The organism is Micromonospora sp. NPDC005413 (assembly GCF_040606435.1).
GTDB lineage: Bacteria > Actinomycetota > Actinomycetes > Mycobacteriales > Micromonosporaceae > Micromonospora.
On the sequence record NZ_JBEXEV010000004.1, the window covers coordinates 308088 to 328295 of the forward strand.

At 71.4% G+C, this 20208-nt stretch carries 18 protein-coding genes and 2 pseudogenes; 8 read left to right on the top strand and 12 right to left on the bottom strand.

Features of this window, described 5'->3' with window-relative positions; genetic code table 11:
• Positions 1 to 60 precede the first annotated feature (60 nt).
• The 5 genes from ABZS37_RS08945 to ABZS37_RS08965 form a co-directional block, all read right to left on the bottom strand.
• Positions 61 to 507 (bottom strand): hypothetical protein, encoded by a 447-nt coding sequence (locus tag ABZS37_RS08945; protein WP_355167030.1) that lies wholly within the window; start codon positions 505 to 507, stop codon positions 61 to 63.
• A gap of 2 nt (positions 508 to 509) precedes the next feature.
• Positions 510 to 1277 (bottom strand): SGNH/GDSL hydrolase family protein, encoded by a 768-nt coding sequence (locus ABZS37_RS08950; protein ID WP_355167032.1) that lies wholly within the window; start codon positions 1275 to 1277, stop codon positions 510 to 512.
• Positions 1278 to 1530: 253 nt separating this feature from the next.
• Positions 1531 to 2667, bottom strand: coding sequence for a hypothetical protein (locus ABZS37_RS08955; RefSeq protein WP_355167034.1), 1137 nt, complete (start codon positions 2665 to 2667; stop codon positions 1531 to 1533).
• 232 nt (positions 2668 to 2899) lie between these two features.
• Complete coding sequence (locus ABZS37_RS08960; RefSeq protein WP_355167036.1) at positions 2900 to 4081, bottom strand: hypothetical protein; 1182 nt, start codon at positions 4079 to 4081, stop codon at positions 2900 to 2902.
• Positions 4078 to 4608, bottom strand: coding sequence for a SigE family RNA polymerase sigma factor (locus ABZS37_RS08965; protein ID WP_355167038.1), 531 nt, complete (start codon positions 4606 to 4608; stop codon positions 4078 to 4080). The genes ABZS37_RS08960 and ABZS37_RS08965 overlap by 4 nt, the downstream gene beginning before the upstream one ends.
• Before the next feature lie 179 nt (positions 4609 to 4787).
• Here ABZS37_RS08965 and ABZS37_RS08970 point away from each other — a divergent pair, with 179 nt between their 5' ends.
• The 4 genes from ABZS37_RS08970 (at position 4788) to ABZS37_RS08985 (ending at position 8213) form a co-directional block, all read left to right on the top strand.
• Positions 4788 to 6557 (top strand): proline--tRNA ligase, encoded by a 1770-nt coding sequence (locus ABZS37_RS08970; RefSeq protein ID WP_355167040.1) that lies wholly within the window; start codon positions 4788 to 4790, stop codon positions 6555 to 6557.
• Positions 6558 to 6614: 57 nt separating this feature from the next.
• Positions 6615 to 7040: a CBS domain-containing protein gene (locus ABZS37_RS08975; RefSeq protein WP_355167042.1), complete on the top strand. Its 426-nt coding sequence runs from the start codon at positions 6615 to 6617 to the stop codon at positions 7038 to 7040.
• An 85-nt stretch (positions 7041 to 7125) separates the two neighbouring features.
• Complete coding sequence (locus tag ABZS37_RS08980) at positions 7126 to 7551, top strand: SufE family protein (RefSeq protein ID WP_355167044.1); 426 nt, start codon at positions 7126 to 7128, stop codon at positions 7549 to 7551.
• Between the two features lie 20 nt (positions 7552 to 7571).
• Positions 7572 to 8213, top strand: a complete 642-nt coding sequence (locus ABZS37_RS08985) for a DsbA family oxidoreductase (protein WP_355167046.1) — start codon at positions 7572 to 7574, stop codon at positions 8211 to 8213.
• Between the two features lie 74 nt (positions 8214 to 8287).
• On the opposite strand, the gene ABZS37_RS08990 is transcribed toward ABZS37_RS08985, so the two are convergent.
• From ABZS37_RS08990 to ABZS37_RS09010, 5 genes and pseudogenes are all read right to left on the bottom strand, one after another.
• Positions 8288 to 8836: a YbaK/EbsC family protein gene (locus ABZS37_RS08990; protein WP_355167096.1), complete on the bottom strand. Its 549-nt coding sequence runs from the start codon at positions 8834 to 8836 to the stop codon at positions 8288 to 8290.
• 95 nt (positions 8837 to 8931) lie between these two features.
• Complete coding sequence (locus ABZS37_RS08995; RefSeq protein ID WP_184180081.1) at positions 8932 to 9126, bottom strand: hypothetical protein; 195 nt, start codon at positions 9124 to 9126, stop codon at positions 8932 to 8934.
• A gap of 37 nt (positions 9127 to 9163) precedes the next feature.
• Entirely contained in the window at positions 9164 to 9946 is a 783-nt protein-coding gene (locus ABZS37_RS09000; RefSeq protein WP_355167048.1) for an NAD(P)H-binding protein, read from the bottom strand.
• Positions 9947 to 10179: 233 nt separating this feature from the next.
• A complete protein-coding gene (locus ABZS37_RS09005; RefSeq protein ID WP_355167050.1) occupies positions 10180 to 11568 on the bottom strand; it encodes an MFS transporter in 1389 nt (462 codons plus the stop codon).
• A gap of 58 nt (positions 11569 to 11626) precedes the next feature.
• Positions 11627 to 11943, bottom strand: a pseudogene (locus tag ABZS37_RS09010) (hypothetical protein).
• A 161-nt stretch (positions 11944 to 12104) separates the two neighbouring features.
• On the opposite strand from ABZS37_RS09010, the gene ABZS37_RS09015 reads away from it, so the two are divergent.
• The gene (locus ABZS37_RS09015) at positions 12105 to 16571 is read left to right on the top strand and encodes an HAD-IC family P-type ATPase (protein WP_355167052.1); all 4467 of its coding nucleotides are present in this window, start codon (positions 12105 to 12107) and stop codon (positions 16569 to 16571) included.
• Positions 16572 to 16633: 62 nt separating this feature from the next.
• The gene (locus ABZS37_RS09020; protein WP_355167054.1) at positions 16634 to 17434 is read left to right on the top strand and encodes an MBL fold metallo-hydrolase; all 801 of its coding nucleotides are present in this window, start codon (positions 16634 to 16636) and stop codon (positions 17432 to 17434) included.
• Positions 17435 to 17473: 39 nt separating this feature from the next.
• Here ABZS37_RS09020 and ABZS37_RS09025 read toward each other — a convergent pair whose 3' ends face one another.
• Entirely contained in the window at positions 17474 to 17782 is a 309-nt protein-coding gene (locus ABZS37_RS09025; RefSeq protein WP_355167056.1) for a hypothetical protein, read from the bottom strand.
• A 199-nt stretch (positions 17783 to 17981) separates the two neighbouring features.
• Here ABZS37_RS09025 and ABZS37_RS09030 point away from each other — a divergent pair, with 199 nt between their 5' ends.
• The gene (locus ABZS37_RS09030; protein WP_355167058.1) at positions 17982 to 19190 is read left to right on the top strand and encodes a GAF domain-containing SpoIIE family protein phosphatase; all 1209 of its coding nucleotides are present in this window, start codon (positions 17982 to 17984) and stop codon (positions 19188 to 19190) included.
• 63 nt (positions 19191 to 19253) lie between these two features.
• Here ABZS37_RS09030 and ABZS37_RS09035 read toward each other — a convergent pair.
• Positions 19254 to 19418 (bottom strand): annotated as a pseudogene (locus ABZS37_RS09035) (VapC toxin family PIN domain ribonuclease); the annotation flags it as partial.
• Positions 19419 to 19500: 82 nt separating this feature from the next.
• Here ABZS37_RS09035 and ABZS37_RS09040 point away from each other — a divergent pair.
• Positions 19501 to 20073, top strand: a complete 573-nt coding sequence (locus ABZS37_RS09040; protein WP_355167060.1) for a hypothetical protein — start codon at positions 19501 to 19503, stop codon at positions 20071 to 20073.
• The last annotated feature ends 135 nt before the right edge of the window (positions 20074 to 20208 follow it).

The window sequence follows — 20208 nt, forward strand, 5'->3', positions numbered from 1 at the left end:
TCCGGCGCTTGACTCCACAGTGGACATGAAGGACCGGCGGCCGTCGCATCCGGCACCTGATCAGGCGCGGCGGTGGGCGATCCGACCGGCGACCACCGTCACCAGGCAGGCATCGTCTTCACCGTGGACCGCAAGGTCGGCCCGCGCACCGGCAAACAGCGTCGGCGGCACCGCGGCGGGCAGCACCAGCAGGTCACTCCTGTCGACGGCGGCCCGCAGCGCCGGGTCGGTCAGGTGCCGAGCCAGCACCGCCGTCACTCCGATCCGCAGCAACGCGTGCACCCGCTCACGCGGGGTGGGCGCCGCCGGCAGCGGGCCGTCGTGCAGCAGACCCGGCCCCAGCGTGCCGGGCCAGCGGCGGACCCGCACACCCGCGTACGCCTCACTCAACTCGGAGAGCGGGCCGACGGCCTCGATGCGGTCGCCGCTGACCAGGACGGCGTGATCCGGCGTCAGCTCGCCGTCGGGGGTTCGCCGCAGCAGCGGCGCGGTGTGCAGGGTGAGCACGTTCAGTCGACGATCGGCCCGAGCAGCGGGCGCTTCGCCGTCACCGTGTCACCGGACGACCGGCCGGTCAGCCGCCGCTTCACCCAGGGGGCAAGGTGCAGCCCGGCCCAGCGCAGGTCCGCGGCACGGGCGGCCAGCCACGGCGATGGCGCCGGGTGCGGCGGAACCATCAGCCACTCCTCGTCGCAACCAACCCCGAGGGCGTTCAACACCTGCCCGGCGACCCGTCGGTGGCCGGCCGCGGAGAGGTGCAGCCGGTCGGTGCTCCAGAGCATCGGGTTGAGGAAGGTGTCGTCGGCGTAGAGGTCGACCATGATGGCGCCGTGCCGCTCCGCGGTCTCGCCGACCGCCTGGTTGAGCAACTGCACCCGGGGAGCGACAAGGCGCTGGCCGGGCAGCCGGGCCATCACGTCGGCGAACCGGAAGAGCAGCACGTCCGCGCCGCCCGAACGCAGTTGCCGGACCACCTCGTCGAAGCGGGCGACCAGCGTCTCCGGGTCGAAGGTGCGGCGCAGCACGTCGTTGCCGCCGGCCGCGAAGCTGATCAGGTCCGGTTTCATCGCCACCGCGGCAGGCACCTGTTCGGCGACGACGCCAGGGAAGAGGCGGCCCCGGATGGCCAGGTTCGCGTACCGGAAGTCGGGGCCCGCGTCGGCGGCGAGCCGGGTCGCCACCAGGTCCGCCCAACCCCGGTAGGTGCCGTCCGGGTACGCGTCGTCCATACCCTCGGTGAAGCTGTCCCCGACCGCGACATAACTGCGCCAGCGCACCCGCGCCCCCCTTACGCCATTCGTTGCCTGCGGCGACCAGTCTGTCACCGGAGGCACGGCGGGCGGTGCCCCGATCGGACGACGTGGTGGAGGTCATTGGCCAGCGACCCGAGCGGCTCGGGTCGCCTACTTCCCGGCGTGGCGCGCGTGACCCGGACCGGAAGCGGGGTGGCGGCCGGGTCGACAGGAGGGACCGGCCACCCCCGTGAGCGGCCGGTCCCTCGTCGTAGCCGGTGGCGGACCACCGGCTGGCTCAGCCCAGCAGGCCGCCCCAACCCCGACCGGCGGGCACCGCCGCGCTGGCCAGCACCCGGCCGTCGACGGCGTAGCGAACCAGCCGGTACTCCGCCGGGTCGTCGCCCGGAGTCCCGCTGTTGACCTGCGCCACCAGACCGCCATCGGCGAGGATGACCGCTTCGATGGCCTGGCCGTGGCCGGTCGGCTTGGTCCAGGCGCTCTCAAGCGGCGCCAGCTCGGTGGCCATCCCGCTGGCGGTGTCGACGCGGTAGCTGCGGAACTGCCATCCACAGCCGCAGCCGCCGGCGTTGGGGACGTGGGTGCTGAGCACCAGCGTCCCGCCGTTGGCGGAGATCCCGGCCACTCCGTCGATGACGAGACCGCTGGGAATGCGCGGCTTGATCGCGCGTCCGGTACCGCGCTCGGTGCGGATGTTCACCGTCCGGTCGGCGAACTGGGCGATCCATCCGCCGGACACCGTCGGGCACTTCGCCTGGTGGGTGGCGAGCACCTTCCGGCCGGTTCCGTCGGCGTCGATCGCGATCAGCGTCCAGTCCTTCTCCCGGCCCGTGCCGTACAGCACGCGCTCGGAGTCGAGCCAGCTCGGCGCGCAGGTCTGCTGGCCCTCTGTCGGGACGGCGTGCTGTCCGGTGCCGTCGAAGTCGCTGATCACCAACCGGCGGGCGGACACCTCGATCCAGGCAGCCCGCCGGCCGTCCGGCGAGACGGCGATCTGGCCGGCGGCCGTGCCGTTACCGGGACGACCCGTTCGCACCACCTGCCAGCTCCCAGCCGGGGTACGCCGCCAGACCCGCGCGGGGTCGTTCTGCTTCTTGCCGTACTCCTGGGGGGTGTACCAGGTCAGCTGCGGCCACTGCGTCGATGCGGCGGCCGGGCGGGCGGGCAGTGCGGCGGGGCTCGCCTCCGGCACGAAGCCGCCCGTACCGGAGGCCGAGGTGTCGCCGTTGCCGGCCTCGGTGCCGGGGGCGGTCGCGGCGTCGGCGGCGGGGGTGGTTGCCGCTTTCGGGCTGTCGGCACCGCAGGCCGCGGCGCCGAGGGCCACGAACAGCAGAGCGGCGGTACCGACGAGCGTGCGCGAGCGGCGGGCCGGTGCGGCGATGCGGGTGGGGTGGGTGAACGGGCCGAGGTTCATGGTGGCGCTCCTGAGTGGAGTTCGTGACCGAGCGGGACACCACCCAAGACGAGCCCCTGGTCGTGGTGAGTTGCCGCCGCCACGCGCCGCTATCCGACAATCGGATCCGCCCGCACCGGCAACCATTTCCGCAGATCACCGACGGTGATCACCGTCGTCGCGACGGTCGGTGCGCGAGACCGCAGAAGGGCGGGGCACCCCGAGGGTGACCCGCCCTTCGCCTTGCTGGTCGTCAGGCCACGACGGCCAGGATCTGCATGTCCTTCAGGGCCGCCGGCTCGGCGGTTTCGGAGATCTTCCGTCCGTTCTCGTCCACCAGCAGCACGGCGTACCCGCTGCCGGCCTGGACCCGCACGACCATCGAGCCGTCGGCCTGGAAGTAGACCTGCCGCAGCGTCCGCCCACCCAACGGCAGTTCGACAGGCTTGCCGCTGCGGGTGTCCAACACAACGTTGACCCATAGGTCGCGAGCGACGTCACCAGCGTCCTCACCTGCCTTCCTCCGGTCCAGCGCCACCCGGGAGCCGTCCGGGGAGAGACTGGCGACGTCGTTGCTGCGCCAGCCGTCCACGGAGAAGCCGGGAACGGCTCGCTTCTTCGCGCCGTCCGTGCCATAGAGCGTGACCCCGCCGTCGCTGGTCATGGCGATGGTCTGGCCGTCCGCGGACCAGAGGCCGTGGCAGCCGCCCGGCTGCTCGGTCCACCACGTGACCGTCTTCTTGTCGCTGCGGGTGTCCAGCACGCCGGACCGGCCGCCCCCACCCATCGCCTCGACCGCACGGATCAGCAGGTGTCGTCCGTCCGGCGACCAGACCGGGGTGAGGCACTGATCATCCACGTACGGACGCATCTGCTGCTTGTCGGAGCCGTCGGCGTTGGCGACGAAGAGGGTGTGCCTGCTGCTGTCGTCGCTGTCCACCCAGGCCACCCGGCGACCGTCCGGCGAGACGCTCACGTTGCCCTTCAACGCGAGTTCCGGCAGTGCCAGCAGGCGCACCGGGTTGTCGCCGGGGCGCCAGGATCGCAGGTTCGCGTTCTCCGCGCCGGTCACCTTGGCAGGCCCGTAGAAGAGCTTGCCGATCTTCACCGTCGGCGTGTTCGTGCCGGACCCGCTACTGGGCGGTGAGCCTGGTGCGTCGCTGGTGCTGGTGGACGGCGTCGGGCTGGCCGACGGCGTCGGCGTCGCCGTGACCGACGGGGTGTCGGCGGGCAGTGGGGACGGGGACCGGTTCGAACGCATGGCGAAGGCGGTGCCGGTCGCCGCTGCGATCAGCACCAACGCGGCCGCCGAGGTGGCCACCGCCCGCTGGATGCCGAGCCGACGGGACGTACGCAGGGTCCGGTCCCGCAGGTCGACCACGGCGACCTCCTCGGCCAGCGCGGTCAGATCGAGCCGGAGACGCTGGTCGTTCATCGGGTGATCCCTTCCAGGACGTACAGCTCGGCGAGCTCGGGCGCGACGGCGCGCAACCTGGCCAGCGACTTGGCCGTCTGGCTCTTCACGGTGCCGACGGTGACGCCGAGCAGATCGGCGGTCTCGACCTCGGTGCGGTCCTCGAAGAACCGCAGCACCAGCACGGCCCTCTGCTTCGAGGAGAGCTTCGCCAGCGCCGCCCGGAGGGTGAGCCGCAGGCTGGTCTGGTGCGCGTGGTCAGGGGCCGAGTCGCCTCCGCGTGGCTCGGGCAGGTCGCCCGGCATCGACTCGGGCACCCGGCGCCGCCGCCACCAGGACACCTGCAGGTGGTACATCGTCTTACGGGTGTACGCCTCGGCGTTGCCGCTGTGGTGCAGCCTGTTCCAGGACCGATGGGTACGGGCAAGGGCCGACTGGACGAGGTCCTCGGCCAGATGCTGATCCCCGGTCAGCAGGTACGCCGAGCGCAGCAACGCCGGGGTGCGGGTACGGACGAACGAGTCGAACTCACTCAGCGATGGGTCCACACGAGCCGATCCTTCAGGTAGTGGTGCGTGAGGGCGTGCTGCCTTCCCAGACGTCGCCTCGGGCAACGATGGTTGCCGCCCGGACCGGCGATTCTCGGCAGGCTTCAACGACCGACCTCAAGGGACCCGCCGGACGAATTGGTTGGCCGCGACCGTCACGACGGTCCTAGGCTGCGCCCATGCTGCTGCGGATGTCGACCCTGTTGCTGCGGACCCTGCGCGAGGACCCGGCCGACGCGGAGGTGCCGAGCCACCGGCTGCTGCTGCGCGCCGGTTACATCCGTCGCGCCGCGCCGGGCGGCTACACCTGGCTGCCGCTGGGCAAGCTGGTGCTGGACCGGATCACCGAGGTGGTGCGGAGCGAGCTGATCGCGATCGGCGACCAGGAGGTGCACTTCCCCGCGTTGCTGCCGGCTGAGCCGTACCGGACGAGCGGCCGGTGGTCGGAGTACGGCGACGACATCTTCACCCTCGCGGACCGGCGCGGTGCCGAGCACCTGTTGGGGCCCACCCACGAGGAGCTGGCGGCACTGCTGGTCAAGGACCTGGTCACCTCCTACCGGGACTTCCCCGTGACGCTGTTCCAGGTGCAGACGAAGTTCCGCGACGAGGCACGGCCCCGGGCCGGGTTGCTGCGCGGCCGGGAGTTCCTGATGAAGGACGCGTACTCCTTCGACCTGGACGAGGCGGGGCTGCGGGACGCGTACGCACGGCATCGAGCGGCGTACCAGCGGATCTTCGACCGGCTGGGTCTGGACTACACCGTGGTGCACGCGATGTCCGGGGCGATGGGTGGCTCCGCGTCGGAGGAGTTCCTGGCGGCGACACCGGTCGGCGAGGACACCTTCGTCGGCTGCACCGCCTGCGACTATGCGGCCAACACCGAGGCGGTCATCACCCGGGCGCCGGCCGGTGGCGATCCGACCGCGCAGCCGCCCGTCGAGGTGCACGACACTCCGGAGACTCCGACGATCGCCAGCCTGGTCGAGCTGGCCAACGCACGCCGGCTGGGCGGCCGGGACGGCTGGACCGCCGCCGACACCCTGAAGAACGTCGTGCTGTCCGTCCGCCAGCCGGGCTTGGAGCGCGCCGAGCCTCTGGTGATCGGGCTGCCGGGTGACCGGGAGGTCGACCTGAAGCGGGTCGGTGCCGCCCTGCACCCGGCCCAGGTGGCCGTCTTCGAGGAGTGGGCAGAGCATCCGGAGCTGGTCCGCGGCTACCTCGGGCCGCAACTGCTCGACAAGCTGGGCATCCGTTACCTGGTCGATCCGCGAGTGGTGCCCGGTTCGGCCTGGTTGACCGGGGCGAACGAGCCGGGCCGGCACGCGACGGACGTGGTCTGCGGTCGGGACTTCACGCCCGACGGCACGATCGAGGCGGCCGAGGTGCGCCCTGGCGACCCCTGCCCCGACTGCGACGCCGGCGAGCTGACCATCCGGCGGGGTATCGAGATCGGGCACATCTTCCAGCTCGGCCGCCGGTTCACCGACGCGTTCGCGGTCGACGTGCTCGGCCCGGCCGGCAAGCCGGTCCGGCCGACCATGGGCTCCTACGGCATCGGGGTGTCCCGGGCGGTGGCGGCGATCGCCGAGCAGCACCACGACGACCGGGGGCTGGTCTGGCCGGCGGCAATCGCGCCGTGCGACGTACACCTGGTGGTTGCGGGCAAGGGGCCACAGCTCGACGCGGCGCTGGAGCTCGGCGGGCGCCTCGCCGCCGCCGGCCTGCGGGTGCTGGTCGACGACCGGACGCACGTCTCGGCCGGGGTCAAGTTCACCGACGCCGAGCTGATCGGCATCCCCCGGGCCGTCGTGGTCGGCCGCCGACTCGCCGACGGGTACGTCGAGCTACGCGACCGGGCCGGCGACGGTCGGACCGAGCTGCCCCTGGACGGTCTGGTCGACCGGCTTGTCCACGAGGTACGCCGGGAACGTGGAAACCTGGTGTAGCCACCCCACCACGGGGTAGTGCAGTCTGATCGGCTGGAAACGTCTTCGGAGGCTCTCATGACCGGTTACCGGGTCAGTGACGTGATGACCAAGCAGGTCGTGTACCTGCCGACGGAGACCACCCTGGACGAAGCGGCCAGGGTGATGAAGGAGGCGGACATCGGTGACGTGGTGGTCACCGACGGCGCCAGCCTCGCCGGCATGCTCACCGACCGGGACATCGTGGTCCGGGCCGTGGCGGAGAACAGCTCACCGGCGGCCACCACCATCGGCTCGATCGTCACCCGTGAGGTGGTCATGATCGAGCAGCACTGCACGGCGGGGGAGGCGGCGACGCTCATGCGGGACCGGGGCATCCGGAGGGTGTTGGTCTGTGACAGCGACCGCAAGTTGGTGGGGATCGTCTCGCTCGGCGACCTGGCCATGCAGCTCGACCCCACCAGCGCCCTCAGCGAGATCAGCGAGCAGTCGCCCACCGTCTGAGGACGAATGGGCCGGGGCGCCCGGGCGCAGCATGCGTCGGCGGCCTGTTCGCAGGAGCCCCTTACAACGGCGGTAGCCTCGACACATGGCTGACATGCCGGCCCGACTGGCCGAGATCGTCGACGAGTTCGCCGCCGCGCCGCGCGACCTGGTGCTGGAGCTGCTCCTGGAGTACGCGGACGTCATCCCGGCACTGCCGGACGCCGCCGAGCGCGAGGGCATGGAGCAGGTGCCGGAATGTCAGACGGCGTTCTTCCTGCGTGCTCGGGTGACCCCGGAGGGCACCGTGGAGACGCTCTTCGACTGCCCGCCGGAAGCGCCCACCACCCGGGCGTTCGCGGGCATCCTCGCCGAGGGGCTGGCGGGCGCGAGCGCCGATCAGGTGCTGGCCGTTCCGGACGACCTCTACCAGCGGATGGGGTTGGCGCAGGCGATCAGCCCGCTGCGGGTACGCGGGGGCACGGCGATCCTGGGCCGACTCAAGCGTCAGATCCGGGAACAACTCGCCTGACCGAGTGGTTGCCACCGATCATGGAGATCGAGATCTACGCGGACGTCGTGTGCCCGTGGTGCTACATCGGCAAGCGCCGCCTGGATGAGGCCCTCGCCAGTTACGAGGGCGAGGTGACGGTCCGCTACCGGCCGTTCCAGCTGGACCCGTCGCCGGTGCCCGAGGCTCGCCCGTTGGTGGAGGCGATGGCCGCCAAGTTCGGCGGTCCGGAGCGGGCGCGGCAGATGTTCGCCCACGTGACCCAGGTCGCGGCGGGCGACGGGCTGCGACTGGACTTCGACCGCGCGCTGATCGCCAACACCTTCGACGCGCACCGACTGGTCTCCTACGCGACCGACCACGGTCTGGCGGCCGAGATGGTGGAGGCGCTCTACCAGGCGCACTTCACCCAGGGCGTCGACATCGGCTCCCGGGAGGCGCTGGCCACCCTGGCCGGCGGGATCGGCCTGGACGCCGCCGACGCACGCCGGTTCCTCGATTCCGACGAGCGCGTTGCCGACATCACCGCCGACCTGGCCGCCGCCCGAGATCTGGGCATCACCAGCGTGCCGACCTTCGTGCTGGCCGGAAAGTACGCGGTGTCCGGCGCCCAGGAGGCGCAGACGCTGGTCGCCGCGTTGACCGAGGTCGAGCAGCGCGAGTCCGCAGCTCACTCACACTGAGTCACCGACCCAACGACGCCAGGCATCGATGATCGTGATGTTTCACGTGCAACGGTATCGATGGTGATGCCCGGTCATGCCGGCCTGGCCAGCCCTTCCACCACCTGCGCACCGGGCAGCGCGCCCAACGCCGGCCCCGGCAGCGCGATCTTGCTGTGCCGCACACCGGACCCGATGATCACGTGCGGTGTGGCGATCACGCGGGCGTCCACCAGGATCGGCCACTGCGCCGGCAGCCCGATCGGGGTGATGCCGCCATACTCCATGCCGGTCAGCTCAACCGCGTCGGTCATCGCGGCGAAGCTCGCCTTACGGACGTCCAGCGCCCTCCGGGCCACCCCGTTCACGTCGACCCTGGTGGTGGCCAGGACGATGCAGGCCGCGTAGCGGACCACACCCTCACGCTTGCCAGCCACCACGACACAGTTGGCCGACACGTCCAACCCCACCTCGTACGCCGCGCAGAACGCCGCGGTGTCGGCGAGGTCGGCGTCGATCGGTGCGACCAGCACGTCGTTGACGTCCACCGGCGCATTGGCGGGCCACTGGGCGACAGCCTCCGCGACCGGCGGGGCGAGCAGGTCCAGGCGGGCGCGGGCCGGTTCGGTCTTCAGCGTTCCCATCACGGGTGCGATCCTCGCATCCGCCACGCTGAACCGCCCGGCGGCTCCCGGGCCGTCCCGCGACGTCACCGGTCCGGGTCGAACCGAATCGGTGCTCAACTGCCGGCGAGGAAAGCGTTGTCGCGCATGAAGGAGCGGTCACGGGAGGCCGCCAGCTCCTCTTCGCGCTGAGCCTTGGCCCGTTGCAGCTCCAGGTCCTCCATAGCGTGCCGGACACCCAGCCGGATCACGCCGTAGAGGAAGACGAAGCCGAAGACGTAGAGAATCACGGTGGTGACGACAGCGAACATGGCGTCACCGTAAGGCGAACGTGAACCAGGATCTCTCTCATTTCCGCTCGGTTCCCCCGTACGTGTCCGCGAGATGGTCGGCCCAGGTGCGGACGCCTCGGGGCAGCGCTTCGGTGACCAGGCCACCGGCGCGCAACTCGCGACCGAGCCGGCCGGGGGTTCGCACCGGCAGCAACGGTCGGCGCGAACCCCGAGCCTCCCGCCAGGCGCGGACCGCCTCGTCGAAGCGGAGCACCTGCGGCCCGCCGTACTCCTCGATGCCGCCCAGCGGGCCGGCGCTCACCCGCGCTGCCAGCCGTGCTGCCACCTCGCCCGGGTCGACCGGTTGGGCGAGCACCGAACGGTCCCCGATCACCGGGCCCAACCGCGCGCTCGCCGTCAGCATGTCGTCCAGGAACTGTGGGAACTGGGTGGCTCGCAGCACCGACCACGGCACCGGGCCGGCCGCGATCACCTGCTCGGCGGCGAGCTTGTGCCGGTAGTACGGAATCGGCACCCGATCCACCCCGACGATCGAGATGTAGACGATGTGCCGCACACCGGCCCTGCCGGCAGCCACTACCAATCGGCGCGTGCCCAGCACATCCACCTGGTGGGTCTGCCGACCCCGAGGCGAGGACGCCAGGTGCAGCACGGCGTCCACACCGGTCACCGCCTCGGCCAACCCCTCCCCGGTAGCCAGGTCGGTCACCACCCACTCCGCGTCCGAGCCGCTACGCGGCCGGCGGCTGGTGGCCCGGACGCTGACCCCGTCGTCACGCAGCCGGGCCAGCATCGCGCTACCCAGGTGGCCGCCCGCCCCGGTAACCAGAACCCTCATCCTGTCCTCCCATCCCGCCGCGAGCCGCGGCGCACCGACCCGTCCGACGTCGCGTCGTCGGCTCACCGGGCCTTGACGGCACGACGAGCTGTCCCGTGACCGGATGTGCGGCGGCTTACCTCGATCGGATCAGGTCCAGTACGGTCAGCAGCGCGAAGAACGCGATCAACACCTCGTTGACCATCGCCGCCATCCTCCCGGCCCACCCCGGTAGGCGCGGCCGAATCCCCGCATCACCCGACCGCGCGCGTGCTCCCACCCACCACCACGCGGCCGGCGAGCAGCGCACCGAGCAGCGCCAGGCCCGCGGCCACCACCAGAGTCGCCGCGTAACTGCCCGGGCCAGGCGCGCTTCCCGCAGCCAGCACCGCCCCGGTCAGCGCGAGCACGGTCGCCGCGAAGAGCGAGTCGCCCAGTTGCAACGACGAGCTGTTGCGACCCTGCTCACCGGGGGCGGACAGCTCCAGGGTGAGCACCGACAACGACGGATAGAGCAGCCCCATGCCGAGGCCCGCGATCGCCCAGCCGACCACGGCGACGGTCACCGGCAGCTCGGGCCGGACGGCCAACGCCACCGTGGCGATGCCGAGCGTGATGCAGCTCAGCCCGGCGCGGGGCAGGCTCGCCCGGGAGGCCGGCAGCGGAATCCGGCCCTGCAACCAGGAGCCCACCGACCAGGCCAGCGCGCCAACCGTGAGGACCAGCCCGGCTGCGGTCGGTGAGAGGCCCCGCTCCCGGGAGAGCATCAACGGGATGACCACCTCGGCGCCGACGAACGCCGCCGACGCCAGGCCGCGCAGCCCGACGACGGTGGGCAACCCCCGAGCCGCCCGGAGGAACCCGGCCGGTAGCACGCGTGGAGCGCAGACCAGTAGGCCGACCACGGCGAGCCCGATCAGCACCAGGGCGATGGCACCGCGCTGCTGCCCCCCGATGTGCAACAGTGCGGCACTCACCGCGGCCCCGCACGCCCAACCGATCCGCGCCGCCGCGCCGGCCGGCGGACTGGTCGCCACACTCCGGCCCAGCGACCGCAGGCCGGGATGGATCAGCAGCACCGCCGGCACGGCCACCGCCGGCACCGCCAGGAAGACCCACCGCCAGCCCAGGTACTCCACGATCAGGCCGGCCACCGCCGGCCCGACCAGCGACGGCACGACCCACGCCGCCGCGAACGCGGCGAAGATCCGCCGGTGCAACTCCTGCGGGTACGCGTGCCCGACGATCACGTAGAGCGCCACCGAGAGCAGCCCCGAGCCGAACCCCTGCACCACCCGCCCGACAACCAGCGCGCTCATCACAGGGGCGGTCCCGGCGATGATCAACCCGACCACGAACCAGGCGACGCCGTGCCACATCGGCCCGCGGGGACCTCGGGCGTCGCACCAGATCCCGGAGACCACCATGGCCAGCACGCCCGTGGCGAACGGGCCACCGAACGCGATCCCGTACAGCGCCAGCCCGTCCAGGCTGCGGGCGACGGTCGGCATGGCCGTGCCGACCGCCAACGCCTCGAACGCGAGCAACGAGATCAACGCAACGCTGCCCACGGTCATCGCTCGCAACCGGGGAGCGAACAACCCCGGTACGACTGGTACGGCGGTGACGGTTGTGCTCGGCATGGACCGAGCATGCGACCTCAACCCTGATGCATGTCAACCGCCGGTGACCCGGCTCTCGTCAGGTGTCCTGCAGCGCCTTCCCGACACCGCTCGCCAGTCCCGAAAAATGCTGGTCTGCCAGCAGGTGACCGGCGGTGATCACCAGGGCGATCGGCCACTCGATGACCTGGAGTGCGGCGAGCACCCCGAGCCCGGCGTAATAGGCGACCTTGTCCGGTGGCGGCACCGCCACCTCGCCCAGCATCGGTAGCTCCATCCTCCGGCTGTACATCTGGACGTTCTCGCGCGCACCGTTGAGATGTCGAGTCAGCGTGCTCATTCCGGCCTCCCCATGTCCGGTGATGGTCGTCGGGTTCCACCGCCCACCCCGTCCATGCGCTGGCGTCGGCGGAAAGTTCCCCCACTTGAAGGGCATAACGGACGGCAGGTCGGGAAGCCAGGCCGCCGGACGTCAGGCGGTGGGAGGACGACATGGGCGAGGTCAGGACCAGCGGCAACAGGGAGCCGGGCCGACGTCCGTCCAGCCGTACGCCTCGATGACGGCGGCGGGTCGCGCTGTCGGCCGCCTCCTGCCGTCCTTCGGCGTGCCACCGCTGGTCGGCGAGGCGTCCCGGACCGTCGGGTCGGCCGCGACCCGGCTGGCCCGTTCAGTCGGGCTCAGCCGGCGTCGCGTCTGGTCCCGGCCCGGTCGGCACCACATCGAGGTGCACGGCGTGTGCCAGGAGGGCGGCGATCAGCTCGCCCGGCAGGTGGAGGGCGCGCTGGAGCGGATGCCCGGGGTCGCCTGGGCCAGGGTGAACGCCCCATCCGGCCGGGTGGTGGTGGCCGTGCAGGCTCCCGAGCCGAGTGTGCGTGACCTCATCGCCACGATCGACCGCGTCGAGCGAACCTGCGACCACGAGCCTGACCCGGAGATCCCGCCACCGCACCCGCCGGAGGAGGGGCCGCACACCCCGCGCACCCTTGGCGCGCTCGCTTCGGACGCGCTGGGCCTGACCCTCTGGGGGGCCACCCGGATCCTGCCGTTCGCACCTTTGCCCGGTGAGGTGGCCGGCCTGCTGTCGGCGGTGGACCTGCAACCGAAGCTGCACGCGTTCCTCGGCAAACGGTTGCGCTCCGACCCGCGGGCGGATGTCCTTTTTCCGCTGGCCGAGGCGGTGGTGCAGGGCCTGACCGGCCGCTGGACAGGCATCGTCCTCGACGGTGCCCAACGGCTCGTGCAGTGGGGCGAGGACCGGGCCCAACTCTCCGCCTGGGAGAAAGCCGAGCCGCGGTTGACCGGCGACCCCGAGCGCGCCGTCGCCCGGTGGCCGGTAGCCGACCGTCCTCGACCGAAGCCACACGGTCCGGTCGAGCGGTACATCGACCGGAGCCTGGCCGCCGGCGCAGCGGCCGGCGCGGCGGCGTTACCGTTCGCCGGGCGCAAGCGAGCCGCGGCGCTGAGCCTGTCCGCGCTGCCAAAGGCACCCGGCAGCGGGCGCGAGGGGTACGCCGCCCAGCTCGGCCGGATGCTGGCCCGACGCGGAGTGATCGCGATGGATCGCAGCGTGCTGCGGGAGCTGGACCGGATCGACACGCTCGTGTTGGACGCCGCCGTACTCGGCTCGGACCGGGGCGTACTGGCCGATCTTGCACCGGTGCCCGGGGCGGACGTCGACGAGGTGGCGGAGCGGGCCTTCGCGCTGTTCGACCCGGACTCTCCGGCCGCCTCCCGGACGGCGGACGGCTGGCGACTCGGGCCACTGGACCAGATGCCCGCGAGCGACCTGGGGAACATTCCCGACGGCGACCGGCTGCGGTCCGCCGGCGGCCAACTGCTCGGCCTCGCCCACGGCGACCGTCTCGCCGCACTGTTGCGGGTCGAGCCGGAACCCGCGCCCGGCGTCGACGGCCTGCCGGCCGCCGCCCGACAGGCCGGGCTGCGGCTGGTCGTGGCCGGCGGCGACGAGCAGCGGTACGACTTCGCCGACGCGATATTGCCCGGCGGGGACCGGCTGAACGAGTCGGTACGCGCGTTGCAGCGCGACGGCGCGGTGGTGATGCTGGTTTCCGCGGACCGCAAGGCGCTCGGTGGGTCCGACTGTGGTCTCGGGTTCGCCGCGCCGGAGGAGCCGCCGCCGTGGGGTGCGCACCTACTGGTCGGTGCCGACCTACGGGTGGTGGCCCTGGTGATCGAGGCGACCGGGGTGGCCCGGCGAACGGCCCAGCAGAACATCCGGCTGGGCATGGCTGGCACGGGACTCGGGGCGCTGGGCGCGTTCACCGCCCCACCGACCGACCTACCCTTCCGGGCGCTCGTCGCGGTCAACGGCGCGGCCGGGTTGGCCTTCGCGAACGGGGTCTGGCGGGCCCACCGGCTGCGCGACCAGTCGGACACCCCGGCACCCGTGACGACCGCCTGGCACCTGATGCCCGTCAACACCGTGCTCGACCACCTCGGCACCACGCCAGACGGTCTGACCGCCGCGGAGGCGCAGCGCCGACACGACGGCCACCCAACCAACGGCGGTGGCGCACCCGGTAGTGGTGGTCTGCTGCGCGCCTTCGTGGACGAGTTGTCCAACCCGCTCACTCCGGTGCTGGCCGCCGGTGCGGTGCTCTCCGCGTCGTTCGGCTCGCTGGTCGACGCCGCCCTGGTGGGCAGCGTGGTCGGTGGGTCCGCCCTGATCGGAGCGGTGCACGAACGCAACACGGAACGGTCCCTGGCGGAGCTGCTGTCCCGATCGGCGGTGACCGCACGGGTCCGTCGGGACGGCACCGAGCAGGTGGTCGCCGCCGAGGACCTGGTCCTCGGGGACCTCATCGCCCTCGAACCGGGTGACTCGGTGCCCGCCGACTGTCGCGTACTCGAATCGGTCAGCCTGGAGGCGGACGAGTCGTCGCTGACCGGCGAGTCACTGCCGGTTGCCAAGTCCAACCGACCGGTGGTGGCCGCCGCCATCGCCGACCGACACTCCATGCTGTACGAGGGCACCACCGTCGCCGCCGGGTACGGCACTGCCGTGGTGGTGGCGACGGGCAACGACACCGAGGCCGGGCGCAGCCTGGCGCTGGTCCGGCAGGCGCCACCGGCCAGCGGGGTGGAAGCTCGGCTCGGCTCGTTGACCAGTGCCGCCATCCCGCTGGCCGCCGGCTCAGCGGTGGCGGTGGCCGGCGCGGGCCTGCTTCGGGGCGTACCGCTGGCCGAGACGGCGGCGACCGCCGCGAACCTCGCCGTGGCGTCGGTGCCGGAGGGGCTGCCGTTTCTGGTCAGCGCGGCGCAGTTGGCCGCCGCCCGGCGGCTGGCCGAGCACGGCGCGTTGGTTCGCAACCCGCGCACCATCGAGGCGCTGGGCCGGGTGGACGTGCTCTGCTTCGACAAGACCGGCACTCTCACCGAGGGCAAGTTGCTGCTCGCCGGGGTCGGTGACAGCGCCGGCGACCGGTACGCCCCGACGGACCGGCTGGACGACCGACTCCAGTTGACGCTGGCCGCTGCGCTGCGAGCCACCCCCGCCGCTGCCGATCCGGAGGAGTTGGCGTTGCAGACCGACCGGGCGGTCCGGCGGGGTGCCGGAGTAGCCGGGGTGGTGGAGCAGACCGGCGCCGCCGGCTGGCGGGCTGCCGGCGGGCTGCCGTTCGAGCCGTCCCGCGGCTACCACGCGAGCATCGGGGAAACCGACGGTCGCCTGTTGTTGAGCGTCAAGGGTGCCCCGGAGACGGTGCTGCCGCGCTGTTCGTCCCGGCGCACCGACGGCAGTCACCAGCCGCTGGACGACGCCGGACGCGCGGAGTTGGAGCGGATGCTCGCCGACCGGGCCGGGGCGGGAAACCGGATCCTGGCCGTCGCCGAGTGCCAGGTGGACGACCCGAAGGTGACGGACGGGGACGTCCGAGGGCTGACCTTCGTGGGTTTCCTGGCCCTCGCGGACGGAGTCCGGGAGAGCGCCGCCCCGGCGGTACGCCGGATCCGGCAGGCCGGCGTGCACACCATCATGATCACCGGTGATCATCCGGCCACCGCCGAGGCGATCGCCGCCACCATCAGCGACCACGACGAACAGCGGGTGGTCACCGCAGGCGAGCTCGACCAACTGGACGACGAGGCGCTCGCCGAGCGGTTGGCCAACACCGACGTGGTGGCCCGCTGCACCCCGACGCACAAGGTACGGATCATCCAGGCGTTGCAGAAGTGCGGCCGGACCGTGGCGATGACCGGTGACGGCGCCAACGACGCTCCGGCGATCCGGCTGGCCGATGTCGGCATCGCCCTCGGCCAACGGGGCACCCCGGCGGCGCGGGCAGCCGCTGACCTGGTGGTCACCGACGACCGGTTGGAGACCATCATCGCCACCCTGGTCGAGGGGCGGGCGATGTGGTCGTCGGTGCGACACGCTCTCAGCATCCTGGTCGGCGGCAACCTCGGTGAGATCGCGTTCAGTGTGCTCACCGCCGCGGCGACCGGCCGTTCCGCCCTCACCGGGCGACAACTGCTGCTCGTCAATCTGCTCACCGACCTGGCGCCAGCACTGGCCATCGCGGTCCGGCCACCCGCGTCGGACCGCACCGACGGGCTGCTCCGGGAGGGCCCGGACGCGGCGCTCGGAGAATCCCTCACCAGGGAGATCGGGCTGCGGGCGGCAGCCACCACGCTGGGCGCGACCGCGGGCTGGACGTTGGCCCGATACACCGGACGTCGTCAGCGGGCCGGAACGGTCGCCCTGGTCGCCCTGGTCGGCACCCAACTCGGGCAGACCATCCTGGCCGGCGGCACCAGCCCGGCGGTGCTGGCGTCCGCGGCAGCATCGCTGGGGGTGCTCGTGGTGGTGGTGCAGACGCCAGGAGTGAGCCAGTTCTTCGGCTGCACACCGCTCGGGCCCGTCGGCTGGACCATCGGGGCAGGGTCAGCGCTCGGCGCCACCTTCGCCAACGGCGCACTCACCAAGCTGATGGAACACGTGCCGCAAGCCCGACCCGACACCAAGGCGGCGGACGACGACGGCGCGAGCGACTCCAAGGGCTGAGGACCGCGCCCGGCGCATGCCGACGGCTCGCTGGGGTACGGCAGCCGTAGGAGGTGGGCTAAATGGCGGAGCAACCGCAGGTGACGTTCGTCGGTACCGCGACGACGGTGCTGCGAATCGGCGGGTTCACGCTGCTGACCGACCCGAACTTCTTGCACCGGGGCCAGCGGGCGTACCTGGGCAAGGGTTTGTGGTCGCGCCGACGCACGGACCCCGCGCTGCGGATCGCCCAGCTTCCAGAGCTGGACGCGGTGGTCCTCTCCCATCTGCACGGCGACCACTTCGACCGGGTGGCCCGCCGGGAACTGGACCGCAGCCTGCCCATCGTCACCACGCTGGCGGCGGAGCGAAAGCTGCACCGCTGGGGCTTCCAGGCCGCCCAGGGCCTACCGACCTGGTCGTCCCGGGAGCTGCACCGCGACGGTACGACGCTGCGCCTGACCTCGATGCCCGGCAAGCACGGCCCTGGTGCCCTGGACCTGCTGATGCCCGACGTGATGGGCACGATGATCGACGTGGAGCGCGCCGGGAGGCGCGAGTTCCGGCTCTACGTCACCGGAGACACGCTCAATCGGCCGCTACTCACCGCCATCCCCGAGCGGTACCCGGACATCGACGCGATGCTGATCCACCTCGGCGGCACGAAGGTCGCCGGGATCCTGCTCACCATGGATGCCCGGCAGGGCGCCGACCTGGTGGAACTGATCCGACCGAAGCTGACCGTGCCGATCCACTACGACGACTACCCGGTGTTCCGCTCCCCGCTGGCGCACTTCGTGGAGGAGGCCCGCCGCCGCGGCTGGGTGAAGCAGGTACGCACCATCGCCCGCGGTGAGACCGCCTCCCTCACATCACCCTCCTGACCGCCGGGCCTAACGGTGGCCGTGCCGCTTGCCTTGCCGTCACCGCCCTTCCCCACGGAAAGGGTCCCGGGCCGGTCCCTGCTCGGCCCAACAGAGGCCACCGCGAAACTCCACCCCCGGGATGCCGTTGCCGAGCAGGCCGATGGCCGCCACACCCGCCAACGAGTTGGCGAGGTCCGACCGTAGCTCCTCGACCGCTGCATCGAGATCGTCCTCCTCCGTGGACCAGTCGATCTCGGCCGCCCGAAGGTCGGCCACCGCGTGATCGATGACCGCTGCGGGATCCGTGACGATCACCTCGACCCTGCAGTAGATGTGCATGGTGACGGGCCCTGACTGCTCATCCATCCATGGATCATGACAACTCCGTATCGCGCCCGGAAGGTCCCGGCCCGGTTTTCGCTCGCGACCTTGAGTAGATGCTTCCGACACCTGCTGTTGCCGGCTGTGGTGGTGCGTCTTGCTGACGTCTTCCCGGGCCTCGTGGCCTGGTTCATCTCACAGGCCGCGAGGGCAGAAGTGGCGGAGGGGCAACTAAGATCCGGGGGTGGTCCGCGCGGAAAGCCTGGGAGACGAGCAGCGGTTACGCCGCATTGAGGCGCTGACCGATTCCGCCCTGTCTCGACTCGATGCCGCTGACCTCTTCGACGAACTACTCGACCGGGTCCGTGACCTGATGCAGGTCGACACGGTCGCCATCCTCCTGCTCGATGTGAGCGCCCGGCAGTTGGTGGCTACCGCGGCCAAGGGGCTGGAGGAGGAGGTTCGCCAGGGCTTCCGCGTCTCGATCGGTCGGGGGTTCGCCGGCCGAATCGCCCTGACCCAGCAGCCGGTGGTCATCGAGCAGGTCACCTCGGACACGGTGGTCAACCCGGTCCTGCTGCAAACCGGTGTCCAGTCCCTGCTGGGCGTGCCGGTTATCGCGCACGGGAAACTTGTCGGCGTTCTGCACGTCGGCACCCTCACGCCGCGCCGGTTCACCCCCGACGATGTCCGCCTGCTGGAACTGGCCGCTGACCGGGTCAGCCTGGCCAGCCGGGCCCGCGCGAACACACTGGACCAGGCCACCGCACTGGCTCTGCAACGTAGCCTGATCCCCACCCAACTGCCCGAGGTGCCCGGCCTTGAGATGGCCGGCCGGTACGTGCCGGGTCATGCCTCCGGCGTCGGCGGCGACTGGTACGACGTGTTCACCCTTCCCTCCGGTTGGTTGGGCGTGGTCATGGGTGATGTGTCGGGTCATGGGCTGCAGTCCGCGGTGGTGATGGGACGGGTCCGCAGTGCGCTTCGCGCGTACGCCCTGGTCTGCGACGACCCGGCGGAGACACTGACCCTCCTCGACCGGAAGGTGGTTCACTTCGAGGCCGGCAGCCTGACCACCGCGTTGTACATGATGATCTCTCCGGATGCCTCCACCATGCACATCTCCCTGGCCGGACACCCTCAGCCGGTCCTGGCCGTTCCCGGCGGCCCGACCACCATGGTTCCGGCGTACATCGATCCCCCGCTCGGCACCGGCCACCGGCAGCGGCACACGACCACCGTCGACTTTCCGCCCGACGCGATCCTCGTCTCCTACACCGACGGGCTCGTCGAACGCCGCAACGAACTGCTCGATGCCGGCATCGCCCGTCTGATGGCGTCCATTCCGCTGGCGCCCGTCGATGCCGTGTGTCAGACCATCATGGCGACCCTCGACACCGAGCATCCGGACGACGACATCGCTTTGTTGGCCATCCGCCGGCTAACCACGTAGGGAGCCTCCACTCACCATGGCCGGCTCAAACGCACGAGGCCGACGATCTATGGACGGCCGCCGTCAGGCCGGCGCGAGCAGTCGGATTTCGCAGCGGACGCCGCTGGCCTTGGCGAGCCGACCATCACCGGTCACGAGTGGGCAGGCCATCAACTCCGCCGCCGCGACGTAAGCCGCGTCGTACGCCGTGACATTGCCCCGCAACTGCCACATCCGGTCGAGCATGCTTGGCCCGTTGCTGGCGAGGTTGATGGCCGGGCGACCTGCTGTGAAGAGACCCTAGGCTGACGTCCATGTTGCGGAGCATGCAGTGATCGACCTGAATGAGCACAATCACCAGTCGGTGGAGTCGGGTACCACCGCCCATGACCGCCTCGTGGTCAGACGGAAGATGACCCTGCGGCTCGTCGCCGCCTTCGTGGTCGGCGTTGTGCTTGGCGGCTTCGGTGTCAGCCAACTGCGAGACTCGCGTGATCAGCGGGAGCGGAACGCCGTGGTCGCATTCGTGGCCTTCCCTCCATCGGCCGACTCTGGAAGCGCGGCCTCCGAGGGATCCGTCCGACTGTCCGGGTATTTGGCGTTGGCCAACGCCGGCCCCGGGCCGATCACCGTTCGTGGGGTTCATGCAGAGAGGCCGGGCGTCGTTATACACAGCATCGGATCGCCCCGGCTGTTACCCCCTGGCATCACCGGTCAGCTCGCGGTCGAGCTGTGGTTCGAGTGCTCGGTCGCACGCCTCCAGCGAGAGCCGCTCCCGCTAGGGTTGTCAGTCGAGACCGATGACAAGCAAGGCAGAGGGGTCAGCTACCCCGTCGCTCTCGTAGGAAGCGACTGGGAGCGCGATGCTCTGAGCAAGTGCTCACGCATAGGCACGGTGGGCTGACGCGTAACAGACCGAGGCCAAGCGCTGAAGCGGATCTCCCTGTCGGCTCCGCCTGAAAACTGACCACGTGGTTCCGGCTGAATCGGGACCACCTCCTGAAGCATCGGGAGGTGCTGAACGTGGAGGACTGGGCGG